Source organism: Streptomyces sp. AC627_RSS907 (assembly GCF_019049165.1).
The window spans coordinates 71,583-94,559 of record NZ_JAGMUE010000092.1; the positions used below are offsets into that span (position 1 = coordinate 71,583).

The window sequence follows — 22,977 nt, forward strand, 5'->3', positions numbered from 1 at the left end:
CACCCGCCCCGGCCCTCCCCGGCCGCCCACTCGCGCGCGCCCCGGCCGGCCTCATGGCGGACCGCATCGGTACGACTATTGCGCTCCTCCGCGCCGCCGACTGATCACCGTCCTAGGCTCGACTCACTCTGCGTGATCTTGCGTCCCCCACTGCGCAGCCCCGAGCCCAGAGGAGCGCGATGCCCGACAGTCAGCCGCAGCCGCCCCACTCGTCCTCCTCCTCCGGTCCCGCCGGCCGCGGCTCCCTCCTGCTCTCCGGCGCGCGGCTCGCCGACGGCCGGACCGTGGACGTACGGCTGCACGGCGGGCGCATCGAGGCGGTCGGCACCGCCGGCAGCCTGACGACGGCCCGCCCGCCGGGTACCGGCATCCGCGTGGACCTCAGCGGCTACCTGCTCCTGCCCGCCCCCGCCGAACCCCACGTCCACGGCGACACGGCGCTGACGGCCGACGCCCCCGGCCCCGTCTTCTACGACCCCCAGGACGTCCAGCGCCGGGCCACGGAGGCCGCCCTGCTCCAGCTGGGGCACGGGGCCACCGCGCTACGGGCACACGTACGCGTGGGCGACGTTCCCGGACTGGGTGCCCTGACCGCCGTACTGCGGGCGCGCCGGACCCTGCGCGGACTGGCCGAACTGTCCACCGTGGCGATGCCGAGGGTGCTGACCGGAGCGGCCGGGGCCGACGGGCTGGCGATGCTGCGGGACGCGGTCAAGATGGGCGCGGACGTGGTGGGCGGGTGCCCGGACCTGGATCCCGACCCGACGGGGTACGTGGAGGCACTCCTGGAGGTGGCCGGTGAGCACGGCTGCCCGGTCGACCTGCACACGGACGCCGCCGACCCGGCGCGACTGGCCCGGCTGGCGGCGATGGCGGCCGGGTTGCGCCCCGGAGTGACCCTCGGCCCCTGCGACGGTATGGGGCGGCTGCCCGCCGACCTGGCCGCCCGGGCCGCGGACCGGCTCGCGGCGGCCGGAGTGACGGTCGTGTGCCTGCCACAGGGCGCCTGCGGGGCCCTGGACCGCCGCGACGGCACGGCTCCGGTACGGCTGCTGCGGGCGGCCGGGGTGCGGGTCGCCGCCGGCAGCGGCGCGCTGCGGGACGTGTCCAACCCGGTCGGACGCGGCGACCCCCTGGAGGCGGCGTTCCTGCTCGCCTCCCGCCACGGGCTGCGCCCCGAGGACGCGTACGACGCGGTGAGCGCGGCGGCCCGGACGGCGCTGGGTCTGCCCGAGGTCCGGGTGGAGGCGGGCTTCCCGGCCGAACTCCTCGCGGTGCGCGGGGACCGGCTGGCGGGAGCGCTGTCCCTGGCCTACAGCAGGATCGTGGTGCACCAGGGGCGCGTGGTGGCGCGTACGAGCGCGGTCCGGGAGTACGGCGACTCGGCGACCGCGACGGACCTGGAACTGCCCCGGCAGGGGCGCGGGGACCGTGGGGAACGCGGGGACCGGCCCTGACGGGAGCGCGGCGAACGACCGCGGGGGCAGGAAGGGGAACGCCGCCCGTACCGGCGGAGTCCGGTGGTGCGTGCCGGCAAGCGCCGGAACCGTACGGCATGTGCGGCCGTCGGGGCGTACGGTCGAAGACATGCGCATTGTCATCGCTGGGGGTCATGGTCAGATCGCGCTACGGCTGGAGCGGTTGCTCGCCGCGCGCGGAGACGAGGTGGCGGGCATCATCCGCAAGGCCGAGCAGGCCGACGACCTGCGCGAGGCCGGCGCCGAACCGGTCGTGCTCGACCTCGAGTCGGCCTCGGTCGAGGAGGTCGCGGAGCGGCTGCGCGGCGCGGACGCGGCGGTCTTCGCCGCGGGCGCGGGCCCCGGAAGCGGGGCGGCCCGCAAGGAGACGGTGGACAAGGCGGCGGCGGTCCTCTTCGCGGACGCCGCGGTCCGGGCGGGCGTACGGCGCCTGCTCGTCGTGTCGTCCATGGGCGCCGACCCGCACCACCAGGGGGACGAGGTCTTCGACGTCTACCAGCGCGCCAAGGGCGAGGCCGACGCGTACGTGCGCTCGCTGGACGAGCTGGACTGGACCATCCTGCGCCCCGGCGTGCTGACGGACGACGCCGGTACCGGCCTGGTCCGCCTGGAGGCCCACACCGGCCGCGGCCCGGTCCCCCGCGACGACGTGGCCGCCGTCCTGGCGGAACTGGTCGACACCCCGGCCACGAACGGCCTGACCCTGGAGCTGATCAGCGGCTCGACGCCGGTGTCGGTGGCGGTGAAGTCGGTCGCCGGGAACTGAGGCCGCGCGGGGCGCGCACGGTCAGAACAGGGGCAGTTGGCCGGGGAAGTCGGGGACGGCGTAGCCGTCCAAGGACGGCTGCACGGCGCCCAGCTGCGCCGGGCGCCGTGAGCCCGGGCAGGAGACGAGATCGCCGCTGCGCCGCGCACCGGACGGGTCGTGACGCGCGTACCGCCCGGCGACGACGGCGATCTCGCGACGGCACTCGGGGCAGGTTCTGCGTCGGGAGGACGAGGCCATGACACCAGTCTGCCCGGAACACGGACACCGAGCCGGGCCGGTGATCGCTCTTTCCTGTCCCTGAAACGACGAGAGGCCCCGTGACCTGCCGTTCGGGCAGGTCACGGGGCCTCTCGTTCCCGTGTGGCGGCGCCAGGATTCGAACCTGGGAAGGCTGAGCCGGCAGATTTACAGTCTGCGCGAGCCACAGACGCTGACCAGCGCCCTCTATGTGACTGCACCCGACTGCCCCACGCCTGCCCCACAAAGACTGGACGGTGTCCGTCCTCCAGATGCTCTGACCCTCCGGGCCTCCGTCGGCCGTCCGTGTCCTCAGACACCCTTGACAGGCGACTGCTCCTACTGCGGGGCGATCAGCACAAGGACGTAACGAGATGCAGCGAGTCAGGGCTCAACGTGACTCACCCCCAGTAGCATCGCAAGGCCGATCATGATTGAGGGGGGGTCGTGCGCTTGAGTACGAATTATCTGCCGGAGCCCGACCTGGTCACGGACCTGCTGCCGCCGGGCCGCTACGCCATGTCACTGGAACAGATGCACGACGAGTTCGTTGCGTCCACAGGGTCTGCGATCAGGCAGGCGATCTGGGAAGAATGGACTCAGCATCGCGCCATCGTTGAGGCATGGACAGGGGAGATCAGTCGCATGTGGGTAGGAGGTAGCTTCATCTCGCGCAAGCCCGACCCGAGCGATGTGGATGTCACCTACCTAGTACGCGCTGAGGTATTCGACCGCTTGGACTCGGAAGCTCTCTCCTACCTGGATGACGTCACGCTGCGCGGCTGGTGCGTGGAGCACAACATGCGCGTTGACGCTCTCCTGCTGCGCCTCCCCAAGCGGGTACCCGTCTCCCAGATGGTTCCAAGCCTTCTCCAGCCAGGGGAAGGGGACTCATACAGGGACCTTGGCCTCTACGATGAAGTGTGGCAGTGCACAAAGGCTGACTCAATCGGCGAACTGCCGGGTGAGACGCGGCGCGGTTACGTGGAGGTGCGGCTGTGACATCACACGTGCCCATGCCCGACCCTTCCGACAAGCGTGCCCTTCGCGACTGGATGCGGCAGGTTCGCAATGCCACGATGCATCAAGGGCATGGCGCGCCGACGACACCCGCAGAGTTCTCCGTACGTCAGCGTAGACGCCTCTTCCAGGCTCTGAATGTTGAGCAGGAAGAGATGGAGCGTCGCCGCCTTGACGTAGCCCTAACAGGCGCGACCACAGCCGAACACATGGTTCCTGTTTCGACGCTTGGGCCATTCCTGACGAACCTACAAGAGTCCGTCGCCGCCGTCGCCCAAGCCCTTACAGGCAAACCCACCAGCTTCGCCTCCATCCCGCGCGACATCCGAGACGCGACTACTCTCAGAGCAGCTTCAGTCTTCCCCTCTTCTTTCGGTTTGACCATTTACGGACCCGAGCTTGACCAGGCAGAGAATAGCCTGTTCCCTGATTTCCAGCGAGAAACCCGCACTGTCCTTGATGACGCCGTGGACACGGTACTCGACATCGTGGATCTCTCGGAGGGGCCAAGCCAGTCCAATGACATGCTGGCGGAACAGCTTGTACCGCTCGGGCAACGAGCCCTGAAGCATATCGGCGCTCTGACTTCTGGCCTAAGCGAAGCGAGCGTGGGACTGCGAGTCGCCTGGCATACACAGGGCGGTCAAGTAAGGCGGAGCGACTGGAGTCCTTCGGGAGTACAGCGAGTCCGCTACCTCTGCGAGGTTAGTGAATTTACCGAATCGGAAACTGTAACCATTACCGGCTGGCTAGGGACAGCGAGTTCATTCAATGGCAAGGTTGAGATTCGAACCGACGGTGGAGAACTCATCCGCGCTAGCACGGATGAAGAGTTGACCCCCCTTCTGCACGAATTCTTCAACAAGCGAGTGGAAGCCGAAGTCGAGGTCACTAAGGTGCAATTCGCTGGCGGGCGCGAACGCAAGATTTATGCAGTAACTAGCTTGCGAAATACCTAGAAAGCCCTGCAATCACCCAGCCAGGTAAACGGCCCGCTCCCTTGATGCCATCATCAAGGGAGCGGGCCGCCAGTCTGCGCGGGGTTCCAGCTACGCTGGTACGCACCACGTCAGAACGGAGAGTGCTCCGCGGATGGGACCGAAGACGACCAAGGTCTACGAGACGCTTCGCGCGCGACTCGCGGCAGGCGAATACGCGCCCGGTGACAAGCTCCCCTCAGAACGCACACTCGTGGAAGAACTCGGCATCGGCCGAACGGCTCTACGGCAGGTGCTCGCCCGCCTCGTCTCCGAGGGACTGTTGGAGGTTCGGGGACGGAGTTCGTACCGGGTGCCGGGCGCGGTGAGCGTTCAGCGTCCGGCAGGGCTGGAACCCTGGCGCATCTACGGCGAGCGCGACGTGTACGACAACCGATGGGTCAGACTCCAACTTTGGGACGTGGAACCCCCAGGGGTAAAGCGGTTCGAACACCACGTTGTGAGGCTCCACCACGTGGCGGTCACGGCCGTCATTGATGATCAGGACCGGGTACTGATGATGTGGCGGTACCGCTTCGTTCCGAAGCAATTCGGATGGGAACTCCCCGGCGGCATCGTCGACCAGGGGGAAGACCCTGCGGACACGGCGCTACGGGAGACTGTCGAAGAGACGGGATGGCGGCCCAAGTCGCTGGAACACGTGGTGAGCTATCAGCCCATGGTCGGCATGGTCGACTCGCCGCATGAGATCTTCGTAGCGCATGGCGCCGAGAAGGTCGGCGAGCCGACCGACCTGGAAGAGGCCGGCCACATCGAATGGGTACCGCTGGCAGACATCCCCGGGCTCATGGCCCGCGGCGAGCTGCTGGGCTCGGGCACCCTGGTCGCTCTGCTACACATACTGGCGGCGCGACGGACGCCTGGGCTCACAGCCGCGCAGTAAGCATGTCGACGCGACGGCGCTGCCGGACCGAACCGGTCCGGCTCGCCAACAGGCGAGCCTGGCGCAGGTGCGTGCTGGCGTCGTCGTACTCGGCTCGCGTGAGGTGCGCCTGGGCCAGGTCGGCGTGCAGACCGGCCCGGGCGCGCACGAACGTCGGGTCCATCACTTCCAGCGCGCTGTAGAGGCTGGTGACCGCCGACTCTTCCCCGAGCAAGGCAAGCACGTTGCCCTGCCACCGGGTGAGATGAGCGCCATTCAAGAAGATGCTCAGCATGTCCGGGTCCCGGTCCTCGGGACCCGACGGGATGACGGCCGTGGCCGCGTCCAGCGCACGCCGGCAGTCGTCCGGCATGTCGGCGTGCGCGCACATCTCGGCTTCAGCGGCGTGCAGCCACGCCCGGAGTCGGGCCGAACCGGCTTGGCCGACGGTGCGCTGAGCGTCCCGCACGAGGTCGACGGCGAGCGCCGGCCGTCCCGCTTCGCAGAGCACGTACGCCTGCTCGCCCATGGCATGGGCTAGGTACATGGGCTCCTCAGCGTCGCGCGCCGCGCGCTTGGCAAGTTCGTAGTGTCGCCACGCCCGCTCGACGGCGCCCGAGTCGATGGCCTGCCACGCTGCGAGAGTTGAGGCACCTGCGAGCGCGAGTGCCACAGGCCGACGGGCAGAAGGCAGCACGGCAAAATTGAGCGCGTCTTCAAGGGCGGACAAGTGGCCGGACATCTGATCGACCAGGGCCGCGGCGCCTCTCTGGCGATCCATGGTCCGCAGTAGCTCGGTCTGGTCGTTGAACATCTTCACCATGGACTCGCTGACACTGCTGGCCGAATCAATCCGGCTCAGTAGGTCGTCGTAGCCGTCGGCGGTCGGCGCCACGGGGGCCGGGTCGGAATCCCGCAGCTCCCCGTCCGTGACACCGAGGAGCTGCCGCAAGATGCGCGCGTAACGGTCGGAGATGGTGCGCTTGCCGTTCTCCCACTCGGACACGTACACCCGCAGACTCGCGGTTGATGCAACGTCCGTGAGGTTCCGCCGGGCGAACTGCTCGATCTCGCGAACCAGCCGTTCCTGCGACCATCCGCGCGCAGTCCGCGCGCTCCGAAGCCCCGCACTCATGGGCCCCCCTCCCGGCGTCGGTTCCCTTCGCACCACCTTGCCAGCATTACGCACGTTGCCGCAGGTCAACAGGGGTTAACAGGCCGGAAGTTAAGCCCTGTTGGCTACCGGTTGCCCTGCCTCCAGAGGTCTTCTGGAGATGCACCGCGGCGGTCCGACCGCCACCCGAACCAACGAACCACCTTGACACTGGTGCGCACCAGTTGCATTCTACTGGTGCGCACCAGATAGCAGGCCGGTCCTGGGACGTGGTGCGCGAGGCAGCGTCCGGAGGAAAGCCCCCGTCGGGGGTGAGTACGAAGTGAGCGTCTGTTGGTTGAGAACTGCATAGGTGGGCCCCGTCTCCCCGAGTTGAAAAGACGGACCGCGCGGCGGGGAGTCGCGCCCTTCAATGTCCCTGCTCACGCGGGAGGTCGGTGTGTACCGACGACATATCCAGGCGCCGCCGGTACGGACCGGCTGGCGGTGCCATCCGTAGTTCGGTCCGTACTGGTTCGCGGCGCTGATGCCGCGTCGGCTGCCTCTCCTGCCCGTCCGTTCCGCGCTCTGCGGGACGTACGGGCAGGAGCGCGGGGAGCCGGAAACCGACTCCAACGGCGAGCGGCTCCCGGGTGGCACCCCGGGAGCCGCGTTCGGGCCGTTCCTCGCTGGAAGGAACCACGACCCATGAACCACATCGTCACTGTTCAGGACGCTGTTACCGCGTTCGCCGACTTCATGGAACCGACGAACGCGGAGCTGGACGCGATCGAGCAGGAGATGCCCGTGATCCTGGCGGACGTCGACCTGTTGGACGCGCACATCGTCACCCTGGACCGCACGCCGAGCGAACTGGACGAGCGCCGCATCCGCCGGGCCCGCCGCCGCGCGCTGGCCGCCCGGGTCGCGCTGGTCAACAGTGCGGCCGGCGCGAGCCTTTCCGGGGGTGCCGCGTGAGCGCCACCGACCGGAACCTGACCGCCGCGCACGCCGAGGTGAAGGCGGAGATCGCGCGGACGGACACGAAGACGGCGCTGCTGCTGGCGTTCGTCGGCGCGGTCCTCGCCGGCACGTTCACGGTCACCCGCGACGTGCCGCTGAACACGCCCGCCATCGTCATGGGCAGCATCGGTCTGGCGCTGCTGGTCGCGGCGGCCGGTCTGCTGCTGCGGTCGGTGCGCCCGAACCTGAGCGGCCGGCACGGCTTCCCCCTGTGGGCCACCCTCACCGCCGAGGAGATCGGCGTCGCCGTGACCTCCGACCTGGCCGCCGACATCGCCGGACTGTCCCGGATCGCGGTCGTCAAGTTCACGTGCCTGCGCCGCGCGGTCGACCTCACCATGACCGGCGGCGCCCTGCTCATCCTCGCCGCACTGATCACGGCGGGGGGTGCCGCCTGATGGCCCGCTTCGACCTCACCGAGCACGACCGCTGGACCATCGTCGCCGCCCGCCAAGCCCTGGCGGCTGCGGAGAACGTGGACCTGCTGGACGGCAACGCCCTGGCCCGCTTGATCGGCCGTCTCGAAGTCGCCGTGGAGCGGCTGATCGAGTTGGTCGACGAGACGCCGGACACGAACGTCGTCCGGTGTCCGGCGGCGCACCCGGAGGACCCGACGCCGTGCGGTGGCCCGGTTGTCGTGACCATCGTCGACCGGGAGAACGCCGGCGCCGACGGGTGCGAGCACCACGCCGCCCGCATGCTGGCCTCGATCACCGGGGGCCGCCCGGTCGCCAAGCCGGACTCCCCCGCCGGGGTGGCCATGCGGGTCTTCCGCGCCGCGCACCACACCCACCCGTTCCCGTGGCTGGGGGGTCGGTCATGAGCCTCCACCGCAAGGGCCGCGCCGCCCTGGTGCTCGCGCTGGTGGCCGTGGTCGGTATGGCGTTCCGGGTGTCGTGGAACGCGCTCCGGGACATCGCCGGCGCGGTCGGCGCGGACGACACCGCCGCGACGCTCTATCCGTTCGTGGTCGACGGCCTGATGGCGCTCGCCCTGATCGCCACCCTCGTGCTCGCCGGTGACGCCCGCCGCTTCGCGCTGCGGGTGCTCGGGGCATACACGGTCGCGTCGCTGGTCCTGAACTACGTGCACGGGCTGATCCCGGAGCTGCACGACCGCACGGTCGACTGGGGACGGCTGGCCGACTGGGACCCGGCGAACTGGGCCCTGGTCCTGCTCGCCACGTCGCTGCCGGTCGGGTCGATCTACTTCGGTTCCGACCTCGTGGCCAAGGTGCTCCACCACCGTCCCGCCTCGATCCCGGTCGCGAGCACGAATGCGGAGGAATCCACCGAGACCGAGAGGAAACGGTCTACGGCTGACCTCGCGGTATCGACCCCCGCGCCGATCAGCCCGAACACGCCCGTGCTGCCCCGACCGGTGGCCGTCGGCTTCCTGAAGTCGACGCTCCCGGCCAAGCCGCTCCCGTCGGTCGACCCCGCTCCGGTCGCCTCGATCGAGCGGCGCGCGGTAGCCGTCGAATCGACCCGACCGCGTCGGGCTACCGGCCGCGTCCCGGCGGTGGCGAAGTCGACCCGCCCCAAGCGCACCCCGGAACAGTTGCTCGCCGAAGCACGCGAGGTGACGGCCGATTGGCCGGACGCGAAGGTGACCGCCGAGGGCATCCGCCGGGAGGTACGCACGTCGCCGGCGAACGCCCGCTCCCTGCGGGACACGATCCTCGCCGAGCGGGCCGCTACGGCGGCTGAGGCCGCGTGATGGCGGCGCTACCGGTGTTCCGGTGGCGCCTGGCCCCGGACGGCTACGCCACCCGCCGGCAACTGCGCGCACGCGGTCTGCGGCCCGGTGGCCAGGAGGTGGCCGCGACGCTCGAACGACCGCGCCGCCGCCGCGAACCCCTGGTCGCCTACCTGTACCGCGTCGACCTGGCCAAGCCGGTCCGGCCGATGACGCCGGGACGGTGGGCGGCGCTCACGGCGGCGAACAGGGCCCGCCGCATCTGCCCGCAGTGCCGCCGGGATGCGGGCTACGTCATCCCGGCCTCGCTGGGGTCCTGCGTGCCCTGTGCCTACCCCGACCCCGACTCTCCGAGGAGCGTCTGACCATGCGTAACGCTGATATCCGCCGGTTGGATCGTGCGATCCAGTCGACGGAGAAGAAGTTGGAAGCGGTCCGCCGTGGTGAGTGGTGGCCGTTGACCGGCAGTGAGCGCCGGGCGATGGCCCGGGCCCTGGCCGTGGGTGGCTACAAGGTGGCCCGGGGTCGCAGCGCCGGCCGTGAGGAACGCCGGATGGACGCCACCGGCAACAGCGCGGAGACGCGGCTGAGCGCGGAGCTGACCGCCCTGCACGCCGAACGGCAGAGGCTCATGACCGAGGGGGCCCGCGTGAAGGCGGCCCGGAAGTCGTCGGGGTGGTGGTGAGCGTGGCCAAGCCGCTGGAGACGCCGCCGGGTGAGTGCCCGCAGTGCTGGCAGCACGCCCACGACCGGCGCATTCACCGCAAGCTCAAGCCGCGCGAGGACTGCCCGCAGTGCGTTGACCACATGGTCAACGGCCACCCCAATCTCGTGCCCAAGCCGTCGAAGGGGTGGTGGTGACCATGCGGCGCACCGGCAAGGGGCCCGTGCTGATCTCGCACTTTCACTGCCCGGACTGCGGGCCGCTGGTGTTCGGCGTGACCCGGGCCGTCTGCGGTCAGATGATCCCGGCCCCGGTCGTCGGCGACGGCCCTGAGCGCAAGTGCCCGGCCTGCAAGGCAGCACGACGCGCCCACAAGGCCAGCCACCGCCGCTGACCTGCACGTTGATTTAGCCCGGGGTGGCCGCTCTTTCCACGGACCCGGCCACCCCGGCTCTCCCTCATCTCCCGCCCCCGCTGGGGGCAGTCAGGAGCAGTTCCAGCATGTCTGAGAACGTCGTTTATCTCCACAAGCCCACCGATCCCCCGGCTCCCGACACGGCCCCCACGGTCCTGACCGTCGTGCCGGACGCGCCGCCGGCACCGCCCGTGCCCCTGTGGGTGCGCTCCGGCCGCGCGGTGAAGACGGCCGTGACGCACGAGCGGACGAAGACGGCCGTGCGCGCGACGGCCCGGCACGGCCTCTACACCCTCAACGGGGGCCGGATCGTGGCCCGCCGGGCGTGGGACGGCCGGACCGGTTCCCGGTACGAGCGGATGATCCGTGCGGCGGAAGCCGCGGGGAACCTGGAAGCGGCCGAGGAGTGGGAGGAGCGGTTGCAGCGCTTCCGCGCCGCCCGCCACCACCGCCGCATGGACCTGCTCCACTCCCCGGTCGACGCGGCCAAGGGCGTGGCCGTCGGCGCCGGGATGAGCATCGGTGTGCTGGTCGCCCTTGGCGTCGTGATGGCCATCAGCACCGGCCAGGTCGGGGACGTCATCACCCCCCTGTCGGCGACGGTCGACTTCATCGCCTTGCTGATCCGGATCGTCCAGATCGTGTGGGGTCCGGCGCTCACCATCGGCCCGTTCCTCGCGCTGCTCGCCCTGTGGTCGGTCGGCCGCAAGCAGCACGCCGCGCCCGCCTGGGCCCTCCCGGCCAACGTCCGGGGCGGTGAGGGGGAGCCGATCACCCCGTCCATCGTGGTCAAGGCCCTGCGCGACCTCGGAGTGCCCGCACTGCGCAACGCCATCAAGGAGATGGGCGACGCCGGCGCCTCCATGCTCGGTCCCATCCGGATTGCCGGATGCGGTGTGGAAGTCGACGTGACCCTTCCCTCCGGGGTGTCGACCAACGAGGTCCAGCAGCGGCGCCGCAAGCTCGCGGAGAACCTGACCCGGCACGAGCACGAGGTGTTCATCACGATCCCGGAGGCGGCGCGGACGGTGCGGCTGTGGATCGCCGACTCGGGCGCGCTGGACGAGCCGATCGGCCCGTCCCCGCTGGTCACGGACGAGACGATGACCGCCGACTACAAGAAGGGGAAGGCCCCGTGGGGCCGGAACCTGCGCGGGGACGTCGCGGAGCTGAGCGTGTATCAGCGGCACCTGCTCATCACCGGCCGCTCGAACCAGGGCAAGACCGCCGCCCTGCGCTCGCTCGCCCTGTGGCTGTCGCTGGACCGTTCCGTGCAGTTCTGGATCGCCGACCTCAAGGGCGTGGGCGACTGGTCCATGTACGACGGGATCGCGGAGGTGCTGATCGAGGGCCCGTCCGACGACCACGTCGTCCAGGCGACCGAGATGGTCGAGGACGCGGTGGAGGAGATGAACCGGCGGATCGAGGTGCGCCGCACCGACCCGGCAGCCACGTTCCCGCCGCTCATCGTCCTGGTGGACGAAGCCCAGGTGGCGTTCATGTGCCCCGTCGTCGGCGAGGACAAGCGCCCCTACGGCGGCGCCAAGGCCACCTCCCGCTACTTCATGGCCGTCCGCAAGATTCACAACCAGGGCCGTGCGGTCGACGTACTGATGTGGCAGGGCACGCAGGACCCCACCGACCAAAACCTCCCCAAGCTGGTCCGCGAGGGTGCTCACACCCGTGCCTCCCTCGTGCTGGGCACCGAGACGCAGTCCCGGATGGCGCTGGGGGACAAGGCCGTGGACGACGGCGCCGCCCCGCACCTGCTGCGCCAGGGCAAGGACAAGGGCACCCTCGTCGTCGCGTCCGACGGCATCGACATGCCGGCAGGCCAGTCCTCCATCACGGTCCGCACCCACTTCATCGACGACGACCCGGCCAAGGAGGTCGCCACACGGGCCAAGGCCCTGCGCGACGGCGTCACCACCCTGCGCGTCGTCGACCAGACCGAGGACCGTGACGCGCTCGCCGACGTCGCCCACGTCATCGGCGACGCGGCCCGGCTTCGGACCAACGAGGTCCTCAAGCGGCTGCACTCCCTGGCCCCGACGGTCTACGGCGACCAGTGGACCAACGACCGACTCAAGAGCCTGCTGGAGGAGCACGGCGAGGAGCCGAAGAAGTCGCACGGCGTCATGGTCGTCCACCGCGATCACGTCCTTCGGGCGCTCGCCAACCGCGACGAGACGGGTTCCGCTTCCGTCGCCGAGTAGCGGGGAGGCAGGACCGTCCGGCCCGGGGAGGCGGGGAGAACTCCCCAACCCCCTCCCCGGGCCGCCTCCCCCGCATTGATCAGTGAAAACGCTGCTTCGGGGAGGCGGGGAGCCTGCCTGCTCAGACCCCCGAAACCCCCTCCACACGGCACCCCCAAGGGGGTGCCGCTGCCTCCCCAACCGAACACCGGAAGGGATTCCGCATGTACCCCGACCACACCCCGCACGTGCCCGCACAGCGGGCCGTGGAGGTCCACCAGCCGACCCCGCTCCCGCCCGCCGCCGTGGCGCCGGCGCCGGTCGTGCCGGTGCACCCGAACGCCGTGCCGGCGGTGGCGAGCATCGTCCTGCCGGACGGCCGCGTCGTCACCGGCTACGCCATCAACCCCGCCCACCCCGAGCCGGTCGCGGCCAAGCCGGCCGTCTCCCGGGCGGCGGTGAACGTCGCCCTCGGGGGCGTCGGGTTCCTCGCGGTGTGCGGCGGACTGATCCTGCTCACCTCGTTCATCGCCGCACTCACCGCCTTCATGACCCAACTGATCACCCTCGCCGCCGTGATCTTCGGCGGATGGATCGCCGTACAGATCTTCAGCGCGAACGGTCACCGCGAGAGCGGCACGACGGTCAACATCCGTAAGGCCGTGTTCAAGCGGAGTCACTTCCGCGGCTGAGCCTTCCGGCTAGGCGACGCTCATCTGCTGGCTCGCCTGCCGGGAATCACCGCAAGCGGCATCCCCGGGCGGTGCATGTCCCAGTGCTTGGTCAACCACTTGGTGTGGTCGGCCGTCACAGCGACGGTGAGCGGGGCGCCGTCCAGCTTGGCGTAGTCCGGGTACGTCTTCAGCTCGTCGGCGAGGTGCAGAGTCTTGGTCTTCGGGTTGACCGCGATCAGCCCGAGGTCGAAGAGACGGTGCAGGTCGCGGCGGAGCAGCAGGCCGCCGCCCTTGTGGTGCTTGCCGTTGGCCGCGTAGCTGTACAGGTGCGCGGCCTCCAACGCCTGGACCGGTGCGGGGCCGGTGAACGCGCATACCTCGCCGAACACTGCCAGCAGGTGCTTGCGGAAGGCGGGTTGTCCCTTGCGGACCCGGATGGTGGCCGTGCCGTGGCCGCCGGCGATCACCTGTCGGGCGGTGTCGACGACCCGCAACGGCAGGGGCACCCCGCCGTGGGTGAGGGCGTGGTGGAAGTCGTCCCAGCGCAGTTCCCGCAGGGAGTTCTGTGACGCCTGCCGCACGCACAGGGACCGCAGTTCGGGTGCGGTCAGGGTGCCGCGCGCGTCGACCCATCCGGCTTCGTGCTGGCTGCGGTAGGTGGTGACCTGCTTGGTCTTCCACCCGGCCTGATCGGCTTCGTGCTTGCAGTCCTGGTTCCAGCACACGAAGCGGGGCAGCTTCTTCTTCCGTTCGGCCACGTCTGCCTTGCCGCACTTGAGGCAGTACGGGGTCTCCTTCACGGCCTGGCCGACCGCGATCTCCTCGATCGCCGAGAGGCCCAACAGTTCAACGCCGTCCCATAGGGCGATCACGTCGCCGACCTTCAAGGTCGCGTGATTGGGGACGGTGCTGTCCCAGCTGTAGTGGGTGGCGGGGCTGTCGTCGTAGCCCTCACTGATCCGCTTGCTCCCGGCCTTCGCCAACACCAGCCACGCCGTCATCAAGCCCTCCCATAGAACACACCCAACGACCGTCCGCGCGGACACGGATCGCGCTCGCCCGCACGCTCGTGATCAACGTAGCGGGCACCACTGACAACGCCTCGCGCCATAGGCGGGGCCTACCCCCACCCCGAATCCCATCACCGGCAGGCGCGTCCCGCGCGCGGCCATGGGGTCTTTGCGGGCGGCCGCCCCTCACCACAAGACGGCGGCCGCCCTTTCTCCACCCGTCACAGGACTGACCTGATGGAGGTCTCCAGCATGACCCACCCCACCCCCATTCGCCCACCACGAGCCGGCTCCCGCCCCCGCGTCCTGGACCTGTTCTGCCACCGCGGTGGCATGGCCATGGGCTATCACCAGGCCGGCTTCGACGTAGTCGGCGTCGACCTCGACGCGAGCTGCGCCGAGGAGTACCCGTTCACGTTCGTCCACGGCGACGCGATCGAGTACCTCCTCGCGCACGGCCACGAGTACGACCTCGTCCACGGCTCCCCGCCCTGCCAGGCCTACACGCCGCTGAACGCCTACAACCACAAGACCTATCCCGACCTGATCGCCCCCACCCGCGCCGCGATGCGCGCCGTCGGCCGCCCCCACGTCATCGAGAACGTGGAGGCCGCACGCCCGGAGATGGTCGACCCGGTGATGTTGTGCGGCCCGATGTTCGGGCTACGCATGTACCGCCACCGCCTGTTCGAGACGTCGTTCCCGCTCCTGCCGCCGCCCCACCCGGCGCACGTCGCCAGGTGCACGCGCAACGGCTACCTGCCCACCCCCGAGCGGCCGTTCATGACCATCACCGGCGGCCGCCATTCCAAGGCATGGCAGCGCGCTGCGGCCGAGGCCATGGGCACGCCGTGGATCACCACCATCCGCGGCGTCTGCGAGGCCATCCCTCCCGCCTACGCCAAGCACATCGGCCACGCCGCCCTCGCCAACCTCGCCCCTGTGCCGGAGGTGGCGGCATGAGCGCGAACCTGATGCGCGCGGCCCTGGCCGCCGCAGCACGCGGCTGGCACGTCTTCCCGCTCCGTCCCGGCACCAAGCGCCCTGCCCTGCACGGCGAAACCGCCTGCCCGGGCACCGGGCCGTGCGCCGGCGGTCACCGCAAGTGGGAGGACCGGGCCACCACCGACCCGGACCGCATCCGCGCCGCCTGGTCCCGGGCCCCGTTCAACGTCGGTATCGCCACCGGCCCCTCCGGGCTGCTGGTCGTCGACCTGGACGTGGCCAAGGACAGGAGCAGCACGGACGCGCCTTGCGGCGCGGCGACCTTCGCGGCGCTCTGCGAGCGCACCGGGCAGCCCGTCCCCCGCACCCGCACCGTGCGGACCGCGAGCGGCGGTAGCCACCTGTACTTCACCGCCCCCGCCGCCGTACGGCTACACAACACCGCCGGGACGCTCGCCCCGCTGGTCGACACCCGTGCGTGGGGCGGCTACGTCGTCGCCGCCGGCAGTCTGGTCGACGGGGCCCTGTACGAGACGGTGGGGCCCGCCCTGCTGCGACCCCTGCCCGCCTGGCTCAAGACGCTGCTGGTGCCCCCACACCCGGTCAACCGGCCGCCCGTGGCCGGACCGGTCGCACCGGCCGCAGGGCGTCACCGGCCCTACGTCGCTGCGGCCCTGGCCCGGGAGACCAACGCCGTGGCCGCAGCGCGTGAGGGGCAGCGAAACGCGACGCTCCTGCGCGCCGGGCGGGCGCTGGGACGGTTCGTCGCGTCCGGCGATCTGCCCCGCACCGTGGTGGAGGACGCTCTTCAAGGGGCGGGGGAGTCGGCGGGACTGCCCGCGGCCGAGTGCCGCGCCACCCTCCGCAGCGCCCTGGACTGGTCCATCAGCCGCAACCACACCGGCGCGGGGGTGGCGGCATGACCACCCGCCCCCGCCCTTTGAAGAGCATCACCGCCATCCCGACCGGCCCGCGCGCCGCCCGGCCGGCCGTGCCCCTGCCGGTGGTGGGCGAGCCGAAAGGCGCCGCCCGTCAGGGCGTCGTCACTGCCCTTCGCCCTGACCCGCAGCCGGTCACCGTCACCGGCATCACCCCGGGCCTGCACATCCGCACCAAGGGCGTTCCGGTCGCCGACTGGCTCTGCGCCTGCGGCCACCACGAACGCGCCCGGGGCCGCGCCGACGTCTCCGAGCTGCAAGCCCGTGTGCGCGTGGGCGTCTGCCCGCACGCCGCCACCACGGAAGGGAGGGCCGCCGCATGACCCCCACCGACGGGGCCGCGCTGCTCAACGAGGTGGAAGCCTTCCACCGCCGCTTCAACGTCTTCCCCCACGAAGCCGCCTACGTCGCCGTGGCACTGTGGGACGCACACGCCCACCTGCTCGACTGCTTCGACTCCACCCCCCGCCTCGCCTTCCTGTCCCCTGAGCCGGGGTCGGGGAAGTCGCGGGCGCTGGAGGTGGTGGAGACGCTCGTGCCGCAGCCCATGACGGCCGTCAACGCGTCCGCCGCCGCCCTGTTCCGGTCCGTGTCCAACCCCAACGGACGGCCCACGATCCTGTTCGACGAGATCGACACGATCTTCGGCCCCAAGGCCGGGGACAACGAGGAACTGCGCGGCTTCCTCAATGCCGGACACCGCCGCACCGGCGTCACGTACCGGTGCATCGGCGACGGCGGCAACCAGACCGTGCAAGCCTTCCCGTCGTACTGCGCGGTCGCGGTCGCCGGACTCGGAGCGCTCCCCGATACGATCATGACGCGCTCGGTCGTGATCCGGATGCGGCGCCGGGCCCGCAACGAGACCGTGGAAGCCTTCCGCGCCCGCCTCCACGAAGCCGAGGGTCATAAGCTCCGTGACCGGCTCGCGCAGTGGACGGAGCAGGCACGCGACTCCGTGATGGGGTCCTGGCCCGAGATGCCCGACGGGGTGACCGACCGGCCGGCGGACGTGTGGGAGCCCCTGCTCGCCATCGCGGACGCTGCCGGCGGGGACTGGCCCGACCGGGCGCGGGAGGCGTGCGTGGCGCTGGTGGCCGCGTCCAAGGCCAACGACAAGGGCAGTCTCGGAGTGCGGCTGCTGACCGACCTGCGGGACCACGTCATGGCCGGCGTCGACCGGCTTCCCACCGTCGCGATCCTGGACCGGCTGAACGCCCTGGACGATGCCCCGTGGGCGGATCTGCACGGTAAGCCGCTCGACAACCGGCGCCTGTCCAAGATGCTCGCCGAGTACATGACGGCCGACAACGAGCCGATCGCCTCCCGCAACATCAAGGCCGCCGGGAGTGTCCTCAAGGGCTACTACAGCGCCGATCTGTGGGACGCCTGGGCCCGCTACTGCCCCCCACCCCCGGAAAGTCCGCTACCTCCGCTACCCGGCACCGAAAACGCGGCCTGACCAGCACTGATGAGGTAGCGGCAACCCGCCCCGGTTGCCGCTACCTTCCCGCTACCCATCCGCTACCGCTACCCCTTCCCGCTACCTCGATCACGCCCCTGACCTGCGAGGTAGCGGCGGTAGCGGAAGTAGCGGCCCTCAGAGGGCCCCCCGGACGACTCGCCCTGAGAAGGAGTCACCACCTTGGCTGGCACCAAGATGCTCAAGCTCCCCGAAGTCCTCACCGAGATCGGCATGAGCCGCGCCGCCTTCTACCGCATGCGCGCCCGTGGGCAGGCGCCGCGTCTCGTGAAGCTGCCCAACGGTCACCTGCGTGTCCGCCGCATCGACCTGGACGACTGGCTCAGCAACCTGGACTCCCCCGCCTACTGATCGTGCCGACTGACCATCCCACCCACGGGGCCCGGCTCATGCCGGGCCCCGTTCGCAGGAAGGCCCTCGATGGGGAAGACTTACGACGTTCGAATCTGGTCCGTCCGACAGCGGAAGGACCGTGGACAGGCATCCGCCGAATTGCGCTGGAAGACAGGCGACACTCCGCACTCCCAGACGTTCCGCACCAAGACACTGGCAGAGGGCCGCCGCGCCGAACTGCTGCGGGCGGCTCACGCCGGCGAGCCCTTCGACGAGACCACCGGGGCGCCGCTCTCCGAGTTGCGACAGCGCAACGACGTCAGTTGGTACCAGCACGCCCGCGAGTACATCGAGATGAAGTGGCAGCACTCCCCCGGCTCCACACGCCGGACGCTCGCGGAAGCCATGGCCACCGTTACGCCCGCTCTCGTCAGGGACACGAAGGGCATGGCTGATGCCCAAATGGTACGGACGGCCCTCTATAGCTGGGCATTCAACGTGAGCCGCCGTGACCAGGAACCGCCGGACGACGTGGCCGCCGTGCTGGCGTGGTTCGAGCGGAAGTCCCTGCCCACGTCCTCGTTGGCCGACCGGATGCGCGTACGCGCCGCCCTGGACGCCCTGACGAAGAAACTGGACGGCACCACGGCGTCCGCGTCGACCATCCGTCGGAAGCGGGCCATCTTCCACAACGCGCTCGGCTACGCCGTCGATGCCGGCCGCCTGACGGACAACCCCCTGCCGCAGGTTCAGTGGAAGGCCCCGGAACAGGTGGCCGAGGAACTGGACCCCGCGTCGGTGCCCGACCCCCGGCAAGCACTCGCGCTGCTCGACGCCGTGCGGACACAGAGCGCCCGTGGGCGCCGTCTGGTCGCATTCTTCGGGTGCATGTACTACGCGGCGGCACGGCCGGCGGAAGTCATCGGCCTGCGCCTACAAGACTGCGACCTGCCTCGCCGGGGGTGGGGAACCCTGCGGCTCCGGGAGACCCGTCCGCGGTCGGGGTCGGCCTGGACGGACAGCGGCGAAGCGCACGACCGGCGGGGCTTGAAACACCGGCCCCGGAAAGCGGTCCGTACTGTGCCGATCCCGCCCGACCTCGTGAACCTGCTGCGGTGGCACGTCACGGCGTACGGCGTCGCGCCGGACGGGCGACTGTTCCGCACGCAGCGCGGAGGGCTCATCCAGGACACCGGGTACGGCGAAGTGTGGGCGGAAGCTCGCGCACGTGCCCTCACGCCCGCTCAGTGCGCGTCGCTGCTGGCGAAGCGTCCATATGATCTTCGCCACGCCGCCGTGTCCACCTGGCTCAGCTCCGGGGTGGAACCGCAGGAGGTGGCCGCGCGCGCCGGCCATAGCGTGGCCGTGCTGTTCCGGGTGTACGCGAAGTGCCTGGACGGCGGCGCCGCCACGGCGAACGCCCGCATCGAGTGGGCGCTGAAGAACGGCAGCTAGGAGGGCCGGAAGCTGCCCCACACCTGCCCCACACGGACTGGTCAGCACCCGAATCAGGGTGAGACACACTGGGAAAAAGCGCCCATAGCGACCAGGTCGGGCCCGTCAACGCCGAAAGGGTCTGCGATCAGCATTGCTGCTGGTCACAGACCCTTTCGATCTTGTGGCGGCGCCAGGATTCGAACCTGGGAAGGCTGAGCCGGCAGATTTACAGTCTGCTCCCTTTGGCCGCTCGGGCACACCGCCGGGGTTCGCTGCCCTTCGAACCGCTTTTCGGCGGTGCTCCGTGGCAACGACGTAAACGATACCTGATGTGGAGGGGTGCTTCGCCACCCGATTGATCGCCACCCAGGAGGCGGGGGGTGGCTAGGCTTGTCCGGATGCGGCCGAGGACCCCTGCCGGGCCCGGCGGCCGCCGATGAATGCCGGCGCGGACCCGATACGCGGCCCGACACGCACCCAGACCCATCACGCACCCGATACAAGGAGCCACAGGACATGGCCGACTCCAGTTTCGACATCGTCTCGAAGGTCGAGCGGCAGGAGGTCGACAACGCCCTCAACCAGACCGCCAAGGAGATCTCGCAGCGCTACGACTTCAAGGGCGTGGGCGCCTCCATCTCCTGGTCCGGAGACAAGATCCTCATGGTGGCCGACTCCGAGGACCGGGTGAGCGCTGTCCTCGACGTCTTCCAGTCCAAGCTGATCAAGCGCGGTATCTCGCTGAAGGCCCTGGACGCGGGCGAGCCCCAGCTCTCCGGCAAGGAGTACAAGATCTTCGCGTCGATCGAGGAGGGCATCTCCCAGGAGAACGCGAAGAAGGTGGCCAAGCTCATCCGCGACGAGGGCCCCAAGGGCGTGAAGGCCCAGGTGCAGGGTGATGAGCTGCGTGTCTCGTCGAAGAGCCGGGACGACCTGCAGGCCGTGATCGCCTTGCTGAAGGGCCAGGACTTCGACTTCGCGCTGCAGTTCGTGAACTACCGGTGACCTGCTGAGCGACGGCTCGGACGGCACCGTTCAAGGTGCGGGACGGCGATCGCGAGGAGGGTGGGCACCTATCCGTCGGTGCCCGCCCTCCTCCTCGGCCGACGGCGCGCTGCCGCGTTTCAATCGCGCGAGTTGCCGAACAGGAGCCGGTAGGCGACCAGGAGGACCAGGGAACCGCCGATCGCCGCCGCCCAGGTGGCACCGTCGTAGAAGTCCTTGCTGATCGGGTGGTCCAGCCAGCGGGCCGATATCCAGCCGCCGATGAAGGCGCCCGCGATGCCGATGAGGGTGGTGCCGACGAGCCCGCCCGGGTCGCGGCCCGGCAGCAGGAACTTGGCTATGGCTCCGGCCAGCAGTCCGAGGATGATCCAGCTGATGACGGTCATACCGTGACCCTGCCCTTTCTCGCTGTGCCCGCGCCCACCCGGTGCTGCGGGCTCCTTCGTGGGCTCGTTCCTCCGCGCGTGTGTTCATGTCCTCTTGGTGGTCAGGACGTTCCGGCTCCTCCGGGTGGTTGCGCTGATCAGTAGGGTGCGGTCCATGACACCTGCGGGTTCGGAGCTGCGGCGCACCCTCGGCGTCGGTGACGCCGTGGTCGTGGGGCTCGGCTCGATGATCGGCGCTGGGATCTTCGCGGCCCTGGCACCCGCGGCCCGCGCGGCCGGGTCGGGGCTGCTGCCCGGCCTCGCCGTGGCCGCCGTCGTCGCCTACTGCAACGCCATGTCGTCGGCACGGCTGGCCGCCCGGTATCCGGCTTCGGGCGGCACGTACGTCTACGGGCGCGAGCGGCTCGGGGAGTTCTGGGGGTATCTGGCGGGCTGGGCGTTCATCGTCGGCAAGACGGCCTCCTGCGCTGCCATGGCGCTCACCGTGGGCGCGTACGTCTGGCCGGAGCAGGCGCACGTGGTGGCGGTGGCGGCCGTGGTGATGCTGACCGCGGTGAACTACGGCGGCATCCAGAAGTCGGCCTGGCTGACGCGTGCCATCGTGGCGGTGGTCCTGGTCGTCCTCGCTTCCGTGGTGGTGGTGTGCCTGGGGTCCGGCCGGTCGGGTGCCGGACGGCTGGACGTCGGGCTGTCGGACGGCGTCGGTGGGGTCCTGCAGGCGGCCGGTCTGCTGTTCTTCGCCTTCGCGGGGTACGCGCGCATCGCGACCCTCGGAGAAGAGGTGCGGGACCCGGAGCGCACGATCCCCCGTGCGATCCCGCTGGCCCTGGGCATCGCGCTGGCGGTGTACGGGTGTGTCGCGGTGGCTGTCCTTTCCGTGCTGGGCTCGGGTGGTCTCGGGCAGGCGACGGCGCCGCTGGCCGACGCGGTACGGGCGGCCGGCCTGCCGGAGCTGGTGCCGGTCGTGCGGGTGGGTGCCGCGGTGGCGGCGCTGGGCTCGCTCCTGGCGCTGATCCTGGGCGTTTCACGGACGACGCTGGCCATGGCCCGGGACCGTCATCTTCCCGGGGCGCTGGCCGCGGTGCACCCGCGGTTCCAGGTGCCGCACCGTGCGGAGCTGGCCGTGGGCGCGGTGGTGGCGGTCCTGGCCGCCACGGTGGACGTGCGGGGCGCGATCGGCTTCTCCTCCTTCGGGGTGCTGCTGTACTACGCCGTGGCCAACGCTTCGGCCTGGACCCTGGACCCGTCGAGGGCGGCGCGGGTCGTACCGGCGCTGGGGCTGGTCGGGTGTGTGGGGCTCGCGTTCTCGCTTCCGGTGGTCTCGGTGGGCGTGGGTGCGGGTGTGCTGGCGGTGGGTGCGGTGGCGTACGGGGTGCGCCGACGGGGGACTTCGCGGTAGGCGGCTGCGGGGGTGCGCCTACGCGGCCTGCCCCGGGTCGGGCCGCCGAGGAGGGGCAGGCCGCGGCGGACGGGCTCGGCAGGGCCGTGGGCTCGGATGGGCCGTGGGCTCGGCAGGGCATCCGCTTCGCTGTGCGGCGTTCGCCGTGCGTGAGCATGTCCGGGGGGCGAACGCCGGGGTGTGTCTGCCGGCCCGATCGGACCTGGTCCGCTGTACGTGAGCCGACCCCGGGTCGGGCTTGGTCGGGCCGTACCGCAGGCACGCCTGGCGGGCCCTTCCCCGGCGCGTGGCTCCGACGCCGGGAGCCTGTCGGCCGGCTGCCCCTCAGGAGGCCCGTGCGGGCGCTGTGCCGGTCGTGTGCCTTCCGGCCGTACGTATGGCGAAGTCGGACCACGGGGCCGGCTCCAGTCCTTCGTTGGCCTCCTCGTACCAGCCCGTGCCGTCGACCCAGGCACACAGCCAGTCCGTGAGGCTCGGGGCGTCGACGTACCAGGCGTGGTCCGCTTCTCCGGCGTTGGGCTCGAAGAGCAGGACGGTGGCCTGGGGGGAGCGGCAGTCCACGCAGGCGTACATCGCGCAGCCCCAGTGGGATATCGGCAGGACGCCCTCGGGCCAGGGCCAGTCGGGGTCCTTCAGGCCGTCCTCACGATTGGTCAGGTACTGGGCGACGGCGGCGGGCTCACCGGCGGGCGGGCTGTCGAGCAAGGGCAACAAGCCGTACTCCGGGCCGAAACCGCCGTCCCCTATCCGCAGGTAGAGCTCGGCGAGCAGCGTGGGCAGGGAGAAGCCCAGGGCCGCCTCGGCGCGGGCCAGCGTCGCCCCGTCGGCGGGCTCGGGCAGGCAAGTCCAGCCCCACGGACGGGTGGTGCGCGCCTTGGCGGCCACCCGTGCCAGCAACTGCTCGATCTCGGTCAT

At 70.6% G+C, this 22,977-nt stretch carries 28 protein-coding genes and 2 tRNA genes; 23 read left to right on the plus strand and 7 right to left on the minus strand.

What is annotated here, in order from left to right; translation table 11 throughout:
* Nucleotides 1–179 precede the first annotated feature (179 nt).
* Nucleotides 180–1,457, plus strand: a complete 1,278-nt coding sequence (locus KUM32_RS20400; RefSeq protein WP_217143350.1) for a hydrolase — start codon at nucleotides 180–182, stop codon at nucleotides 1,455–1,457.
* 130 nt (nucleotides 1,458–1,587) lie between these two features.
* Nucleotides 1,588–2,244: an NAD(P)H-binding protein gene (locus KUM32_RS20405; protein ID WP_217143351.1), complete on the plus strand. Its 657-nt coding sequence runs from the start codon at nucleotides 1,588–1,590 to the stop codon at nucleotides 2,242–2,244.
* Nucleotides 2,245–2,265: 21 nt separating this feature from the next.
* Here the strand turns inward: KUM32_RS20405 and KUM32_RS20410 are convergent, their stop codons facing one another.
* A complete protein-coding gene (locus tag KUM32_RS20410) occupies nucleotides 2,266–2,484 on the minus strand; it encodes a hypothetical protein (RefSeq protein WP_217143352.1) in 219 nt (72 codons plus the stop codon).
* A 124-nt stretch (nucleotides 2,485–2,608) separates the two neighbouring features.
* Nucleotides 2,609–2,725, minus strand: a tRNA-Tyr gene (locus tag KUM32_RS20415).
* Nucleotides 2,726–2,931: 206 nt separating this feature from the next.
* Here KUM32_RS20415 and KUM32_RS20420 point away from each other — a divergent pair.
* The 3 genes from KUM32_RS20420 to KUM32_RS20430 all read left to right on the plus strand — a co-directional run bounded on the left by KUM32_RS20420 (nucleotide 2,932) and on the right by KUM32_RS20430 (nucleotide 5,385).
* Nucleotides 2,932–3,486 (plus strand): hypothetical protein, encoded by a 555-nt coding sequence (locus KUM32_RS20420; protein WP_217143353.1) that lies wholly within the window; start codon nucleotides 2,932–2,934, stop codon nucleotides 3,484–3,486.
* Between the two features lie 14 nt (nucleotides 3,487–3,500).
* Nucleotides 3,501–4,463 carry a hypothetical protein gene (locus KUM32_RS20425; RefSeq protein ID WP_254405857.1) on the plus strand — a complete coding sequence of 321 codons (963 nt, stop codon included), beginning with the start codon at nucleotides 3,501–3,503 and terminating at the stop codon, nucleotides 4,461–4,463.
* 133 nt (nucleotides 4,464–4,596) lie between these two features.
* Nucleotides 4,597–5,385: an NUDIX domain-containing protein gene (locus KUM32_RS20430; RefSeq protein WP_217143354.1), complete on the plus strand. Its 789-nt coding sequence runs from the start codon at nucleotides 4,597–4,599 to the stop codon at nucleotides 5,383–5,385.
* Here the strand turns inward: KUM32_RS20430 and KUM32_RS20435 are convergent.
* Nucleotides 5,369–6,499, minus strand: coding sequence for a helix-turn-helix transcriptional regulator (locus KUM32_RS20435; RefSeq protein ID WP_254405858.1), 1,131 nt, complete (start codon nucleotides 6,497–6,499; stop codon nucleotides 5,369–5,371). The genes KUM32_RS20430 and KUM32_RS20435 overlap by 17 nt on opposite strands.
* A gap of 666 nt (nucleotides 6,500–7,165) precedes the next feature.
* On the opposite strand from KUM32_RS20435, the gene KUM32_RS20440 reads away from it, so the two are divergent.
* From KUM32_RS20440 to KUM32_RS20485, 10 genes are all read left to right on the plus strand, one after another.
* On the plus strand, nucleotides 7,166–7,435 hold the full coding sequence (locus tag KUM32_RS20440) for a DUF6284 family protein (protein WP_217143355.1): 270 nt from the start codon (nucleotides 7,166–7,168) through the stop codon (nucleotides 7,433–7,435).
* Nucleotides 7,432–7,878, plus strand: a complete 447-nt coding sequence (locus KUM32_RS20445; RefSeq protein ID WP_217143356.1) for a Pycsar system effector family protein — start codon at nucleotides 7,432–7,434, stop codon at nucleotides 7,876–7,878. The genes KUM32_RS20440 and KUM32_RS20445 overlap by 4 nt, the downstream gene beginning before the upstream one ends.
* Nucleotides 7,878–8,303 (plus strand): hypothetical protein, encoded by a 426-nt coding sequence (locus tag KUM32_RS20450; RefSeq protein WP_217143357.1) that lies wholly within the window; start codon nucleotides 7,878–7,880, stop codon nucleotides 8,301–8,303. Before KUM32_RS20445 ends, KUM32_RS20450 begins: the two co-directional genes overlap by 1 nt.
* On the plus strand, nucleotides 8,300–9,199 hold the full coding sequence (locus KUM32_RS20455; RefSeq protein WP_217143358.1) for a DUF2637 domain-containing protein: 900 nt from the start codon (nucleotides 8,300–8,302) through the stop codon (nucleotides 9,197–9,199). Before KUM32_RS20450 ends, KUM32_RS20455 begins: the two co-directional genes overlap by 4 nt.
* The gene (locus KUM32_RS20460) at nucleotides 9,199–9,543 is read left to right on the plus strand and encodes an RRQRL motif-containing zinc-binding protein (RefSeq protein ID WP_217143359.1); all 345 of its coding nucleotides are present in this window, start codon (nucleotides 9,199–9,201) and stop codon (nucleotides 9,541–9,543) included. The genes KUM32_RS20455 and KUM32_RS20460 overlap by 1 nt, the downstream gene beginning before the upstream one ends.
* Before the next feature lie 2 nt (nucleotides 9,544–9,545).
* The gene (locus KUM32_RS20465; protein ID WP_217143360.1) at nucleotides 9,546–9,863 is read left to right on the plus strand and encodes a hypothetical protein; all 318 of its coding nucleotides are present in this window, start codon (nucleotides 9,546–9,548) and stop codon (nucleotides 9,861–9,863) included.
* On the plus strand, nucleotides 9,854–10,039 hold the full coding sequence (locus KUM32_RS20470; RefSeq protein ID WP_374227536.1) for a pRL2-8: 186 nt from the start codon (nucleotides 9,854–9,856) through the stop codon (nucleotides 10,037–10,039). The genes KUM32_RS20465 and KUM32_RS20470 overlap by 10 nt, the downstream gene beginning before the upstream one ends.
* Nucleotides 10,036–10,236, plus strand: a complete 201-nt coding sequence (locus KUM32_RS20475; protein WP_217143362.1) for a hypothetical protein — start codon at nucleotides 10,036–10,038, stop codon at nucleotides 10,234–10,236. Before KUM32_RS20470 ends, KUM32_RS20475 begins: the two co-directional genes overlap by 4 nt.
* A gap of 107 nt (nucleotides 10,237–10,343) precedes the next feature.
* Nucleotides 10,344–12,473, plus strand: coding sequence for an FtsK/SpoIIIE domain-containing protein (locus KUM32_RS20480; protein WP_217143363.1), 2,130 nt, complete (start codon nucleotides 10,344–10,346; stop codon nucleotides 12,471–12,473).
* Between the two features lie 203 nt (nucleotides 12,474–12,676).
* On the plus strand, nucleotides 12,677–13,144 hold the full coding sequence (locus KUM32_RS20485; protein ID WP_217143364.1) for a hypothetical protein: 468 nt from the start codon (nucleotides 12,677–12,679) through the stop codon (nucleotides 13,142–13,144).
* A 20-nt stretch (nucleotides 13,145–13,164) separates the two neighbouring features.
* On the opposite strand, the gene KUM32_RS20490 is transcribed toward KUM32_RS20485, so the two are convergent.
* On the minus strand, nucleotides 13,165–14,127 hold the full coding sequence (locus KUM32_RS20490; RefSeq protein WP_254405859.1) for an HNH endonuclease: 963 nt from the start codon (nucleotides 14,125–14,127) through the stop codon (nucleotides 13,165–13,167).
* Between the two features lie 261 nt (nucleotides 14,128–14,388).
* Here KUM32_RS20490 and KUM32_RS20495 point away from each other — a divergent pair, with 261 nt between their 5' ends.
* The 6 genes from KUM32_RS20495 to KUM32_RS20520 all read left to right on the plus strand — a co-directional run bounded on the left by KUM32_RS20495 (nucleotide 14,389) and on the right by KUM32_RS20520 (nucleotide 19,290).
* Nucleotides 14,389–15,099, plus strand: coding sequence for a DNA cytosine methyltransferase (locus tag KUM32_RS20495; RefSeq protein ID WP_217143365.1), 711 nt, complete (start codon nucleotides 14,389–14,391; stop codon nucleotides 15,097–15,099).
* Complete coding sequence (locus tag KUM32_RS20500) at nucleotides 15,096–16,004, plus strand: bifunctional DNA primase/polymerase (protein ID WP_217143366.1); 909 nt, start codon at nucleotides 15,096–15,098, stop codon at nucleotides 16,002–16,004. The genes KUM32_RS20495 and KUM32_RS20500 overlap by 4 nt, the downstream gene beginning before the upstream one ends.
* On the plus strand, nucleotides 16,001–16,342 hold the full coding sequence (locus tag KUM32_RS20505; protein WP_254405860.1) for a hypothetical protein: 342 nt from the start codon (nucleotides 16,001–16,003) through the stop codon (nucleotides 16,340–16,342). Before KUM32_RS20500 ends, KUM32_RS20505 begins: the two co-directional genes overlap by 4 nt.
* A complete protein-coding gene (locus KUM32_RS20510) occupies nucleotides 16,339–17,481 on the plus strand; it encodes a DUF3631 domain-containing protein (RefSeq protein WP_217143367.1) in 1,143 nt (380 codons plus the stop codon). The genes KUM32_RS20505 and KUM32_RS20510 overlap by 4 nt, the downstream gene beginning before the upstream one ends.
* Nucleotides 17,482–17,664: 183 nt before the next feature.
* Nucleotides 17,665–17,853 carry an AlpA family transcriptional regulator gene (locus KUM32_RS20515; protein ID WP_217143368.1) on the plus strand — a complete coding sequence of 63 codons (189 nt, stop codon included), beginning with the start codon at nucleotides 17,665–17,667 and terminating at the stop codon, nucleotides 17,851–17,853.
* A gap of 69 nt (nucleotides 17,854–17,922) precedes the next feature.
* Complete coding sequence (locus tag KUM32_RS20520; RefSeq protein ID WP_217143369.1) at nucleotides 17,923–19,290, plus strand: site-specific integrase; 1,368 nt, start codon at nucleotides 17,923–17,925, stop codon at nucleotides 19,288–19,290.
* Nucleotides 19,291–19,454: 164 nt separating this feature from the next.
* On the opposite strand, the gene KUM32_RS20525 is transcribed toward KUM32_RS20520, so the two are convergent.
* A tRNA-Tyr gene (locus KUM32_RS20525) sits at nucleotides 19,455–19,536 on the minus strand.
* Between the two features lie 252 nt (nucleotides 19,537–19,788).
* Between KUM32_RS20525 and KUM32_RS20530 the strand changes: the two genes are divergently transcribed.
* Nucleotides 19,789–20,277, plus strand: coding sequence for a YajQ family cyclic di-GMP-binding protein (locus KUM32_RS20530; RefSeq protein WP_217143370.1), 489 nt, complete (start codon nucleotides 19,789–19,791; stop codon nucleotides 20,275–20,277).
* 119 nt (nucleotides 20,278–20,396) lie between these two features.
* Here KUM32_RS20530 and KUM32_RS20535 read toward each other — a convergent pair whose 3' ends face one another.
* Nucleotides 20,397–20,663 carry a GlsB/YeaQ/YmgE family stress response membrane protein gene (locus KUM32_RS20535; protein ID WP_217143371.1) on the minus strand — a complete coding sequence of 89 codons (267 nt, stop codon included), beginning with the start codon at nucleotides 20,661–20,663 and terminating at the stop codon, nucleotides 20,397–20,399.
* Between the two features lie 154 nt (nucleotides 20,664–20,817).
* Between KUM32_RS20535 and KUM32_RS20540 the strand changes: the two genes are divergently transcribed.
* A complete protein-coding gene (locus KUM32_RS20540) occupies nucleotides 20,818–22,062 on the plus strand; it encodes an APC family permease (protein WP_217143372.1) in 1,245 nt (414 codons plus the stop codon).
* A gap of 324 nt (nucleotides 22,063–22,386) precedes the next feature.
* Here KUM32_RS20540 and KUM32_RS20545 read toward each other — a convergent pair whose 3' ends face one another.
* Nucleotides 22,387–22,977 (minus strand): SMI1/KNR4 family protein, encoded by a 591-nt coding sequence (locus KUM32_RS20545; protein WP_217143373.1) that lies wholly within the window; start codon nucleotides 22,975–22,977, stop codon nucleotides 22,387–22,389.

Excerpts from the sequence above, each read along its gene's own strand:
- KUM32_RS20450 (WP_217143357.1), top strand. The coding sequence starts at position 7,878 with ATGGCCCGCTTCGACCTCACCGAGCACGACCGCTGGACCATCGTCGCC.
- KUM32_RS20545 (WP_217143373.1), bottom strand. The coding sequence starts at position 22,977 with ATGACCGAGATCGAGCAGTTGCTGGCACGGGTGGCCGCCAAGGCGCGC.
- KUM32_RS20500 (WP_217143366.1), top strand. The coding sequence starts at position 15,096 with ATGAGCGCGAACCTGATGCGCGCGGCCCTGGCCGCCGCAGCACGCGGC.
- KUM32_RS20435 (WP_254405858.1), bottom strand. The coding sequence starts at position 6,499 with ATGAGTGCGGGGCTTCGGAGCGCGCGGACTGCGCGCGGATGGTCGCAG.
- KUM32_RS20510 (WP_217143367.1), top strand. The coding sequence starts at position 16,339 with ATGACCCCCACCGACGGGGCCGCGCTGCTCAACGAGGTGGAAGCCTTC.
- KUM32_RS20485 (WP_217143364.1), top strand. The coding sequence starts at position 12,677 with ATGTACCCCGACCACACCCCGCACGTGCCCGCACAGCGGGCCGTGGAG.
- KUM32_RS20455 (WP_217143358.1), top strand. The coding sequence starts at position 8,300 with ATGAGCCTCCACCGCAAGGGCCGCGCCGCCCTGGTGCTCGCGCTGGTG.
- KUM32_RS20465 (WP_217143360.1), top strand. The coding sequence starts at position 9,546 with ATGCGTAACGCTGATATCCGCCGGTTGGATCGTGCGATCCAGTCGACG.
- KUM32_RS20520 (WP_217143369.1), top strand. The coding sequence starts at position 17,923 with ATGGGGAAGACTTACGACGTTCGAATCTGGTCCGTCCGACAGCGGAAG.
- KUM32_RS20480 (WP_217143363.1), top strand. The coding sequence starts at position 10,344 with ATGTCTGAGAACGTCGTTTATCTCCACAAGCCCACCGATCCCCCGGCT.
- KUM32_RS20495 (WP_217143365.1), top strand. The coding sequence starts at position 14,389 with ATGACCCACCCCACCCCCATTCGCCCACCACGAGCCGGCTCCCGCCCC.
- KUM32_RS20540 (WP_217143372.1), top strand. The coding sequence starts at position 20,818 with ATGACACCTGCGGGTTCGGAGCTGCGGCGCACCCTCGGCGTCGGTGAC.
- KUM32_RS20535 (WP_217143371.1), bottom strand. The coding sequence starts at position 20,663 with ATGACCGTCATCAGCTGGATCATCCTCGGACTGCTGGCCGGAGCCATA.
- KUM32_RS20425 (WP_254405857.1), top strand. The coding sequence starts at position 3,501 with ATGCCCGACCCTTCCGACAAGCGTGCCCTTCGCGACTGGATGCGGCAG.
- KUM32_RS20410 (WP_217143352.1), bottom strand. The coding sequence starts at position 2,484 with ATGGCCTCGTCCTCCCGACGCAGAACCTGCCCCGAGTGCCGTCGCGAG.
- KUM32_RS20405 (WP_217143351.1), top strand. The coding sequence starts at position 1,588 with ATGCGCATTGTCATCGCTGGGGGTCATGGTCAGATCGCGCTACGGCTG.
- KUM32_RS20460 (WP_217143359.1), top strand. The coding sequence starts at position 9,199 with ATGGCGGCGCTACCGGTGTTCCGGTGGCGCCTGGCCCCGGACGGCTAC.
- KUM32_RS20490 (WP_254405859.1), bottom strand. The coding sequence starts at position 14,127 with ATGACGGCGTGGCTGGTGTTGGCGAAGGCCGGGAGCAAGCGGATCAGT.
- KUM32_RS20440 (WP_217143355.1), top strand. The coding sequence starts at position 7,166 with ATGAACCACATCGTCACTGTTCAGGACGCTGTTACCGCGTTCGCCGAC.
- KUM32_RS20430 (WP_217143354.1), top strand. The coding sequence starts at position 4,597 with ATGGGACCGAAGACGACCAAGGTCTACGAGACGCTTCGCGCGCGACTC.
- KUM32_RS20530 (WP_217143370.1), top strand. The coding sequence starts at position 19,789 with ATGGCCGACTCCAGTTTCGACATCGTCTCGAAGGTCGAGCGGCAGGAG.
- KUM32_RS20505 (WP_254405860.1), top strand. The coding sequence starts at position 16,001 with ATGACCACCCGCCCCCGCCCTTTGAAGAGCATCACCGCCATCCCGACC.
- KUM32_RS20400 (WP_217143350.1), top strand. The coding sequence starts at position 180 with ATGCCCGACAGTCAGCCGCAGCCGCCCCACTCGTCCTCCTCCTCCGGT.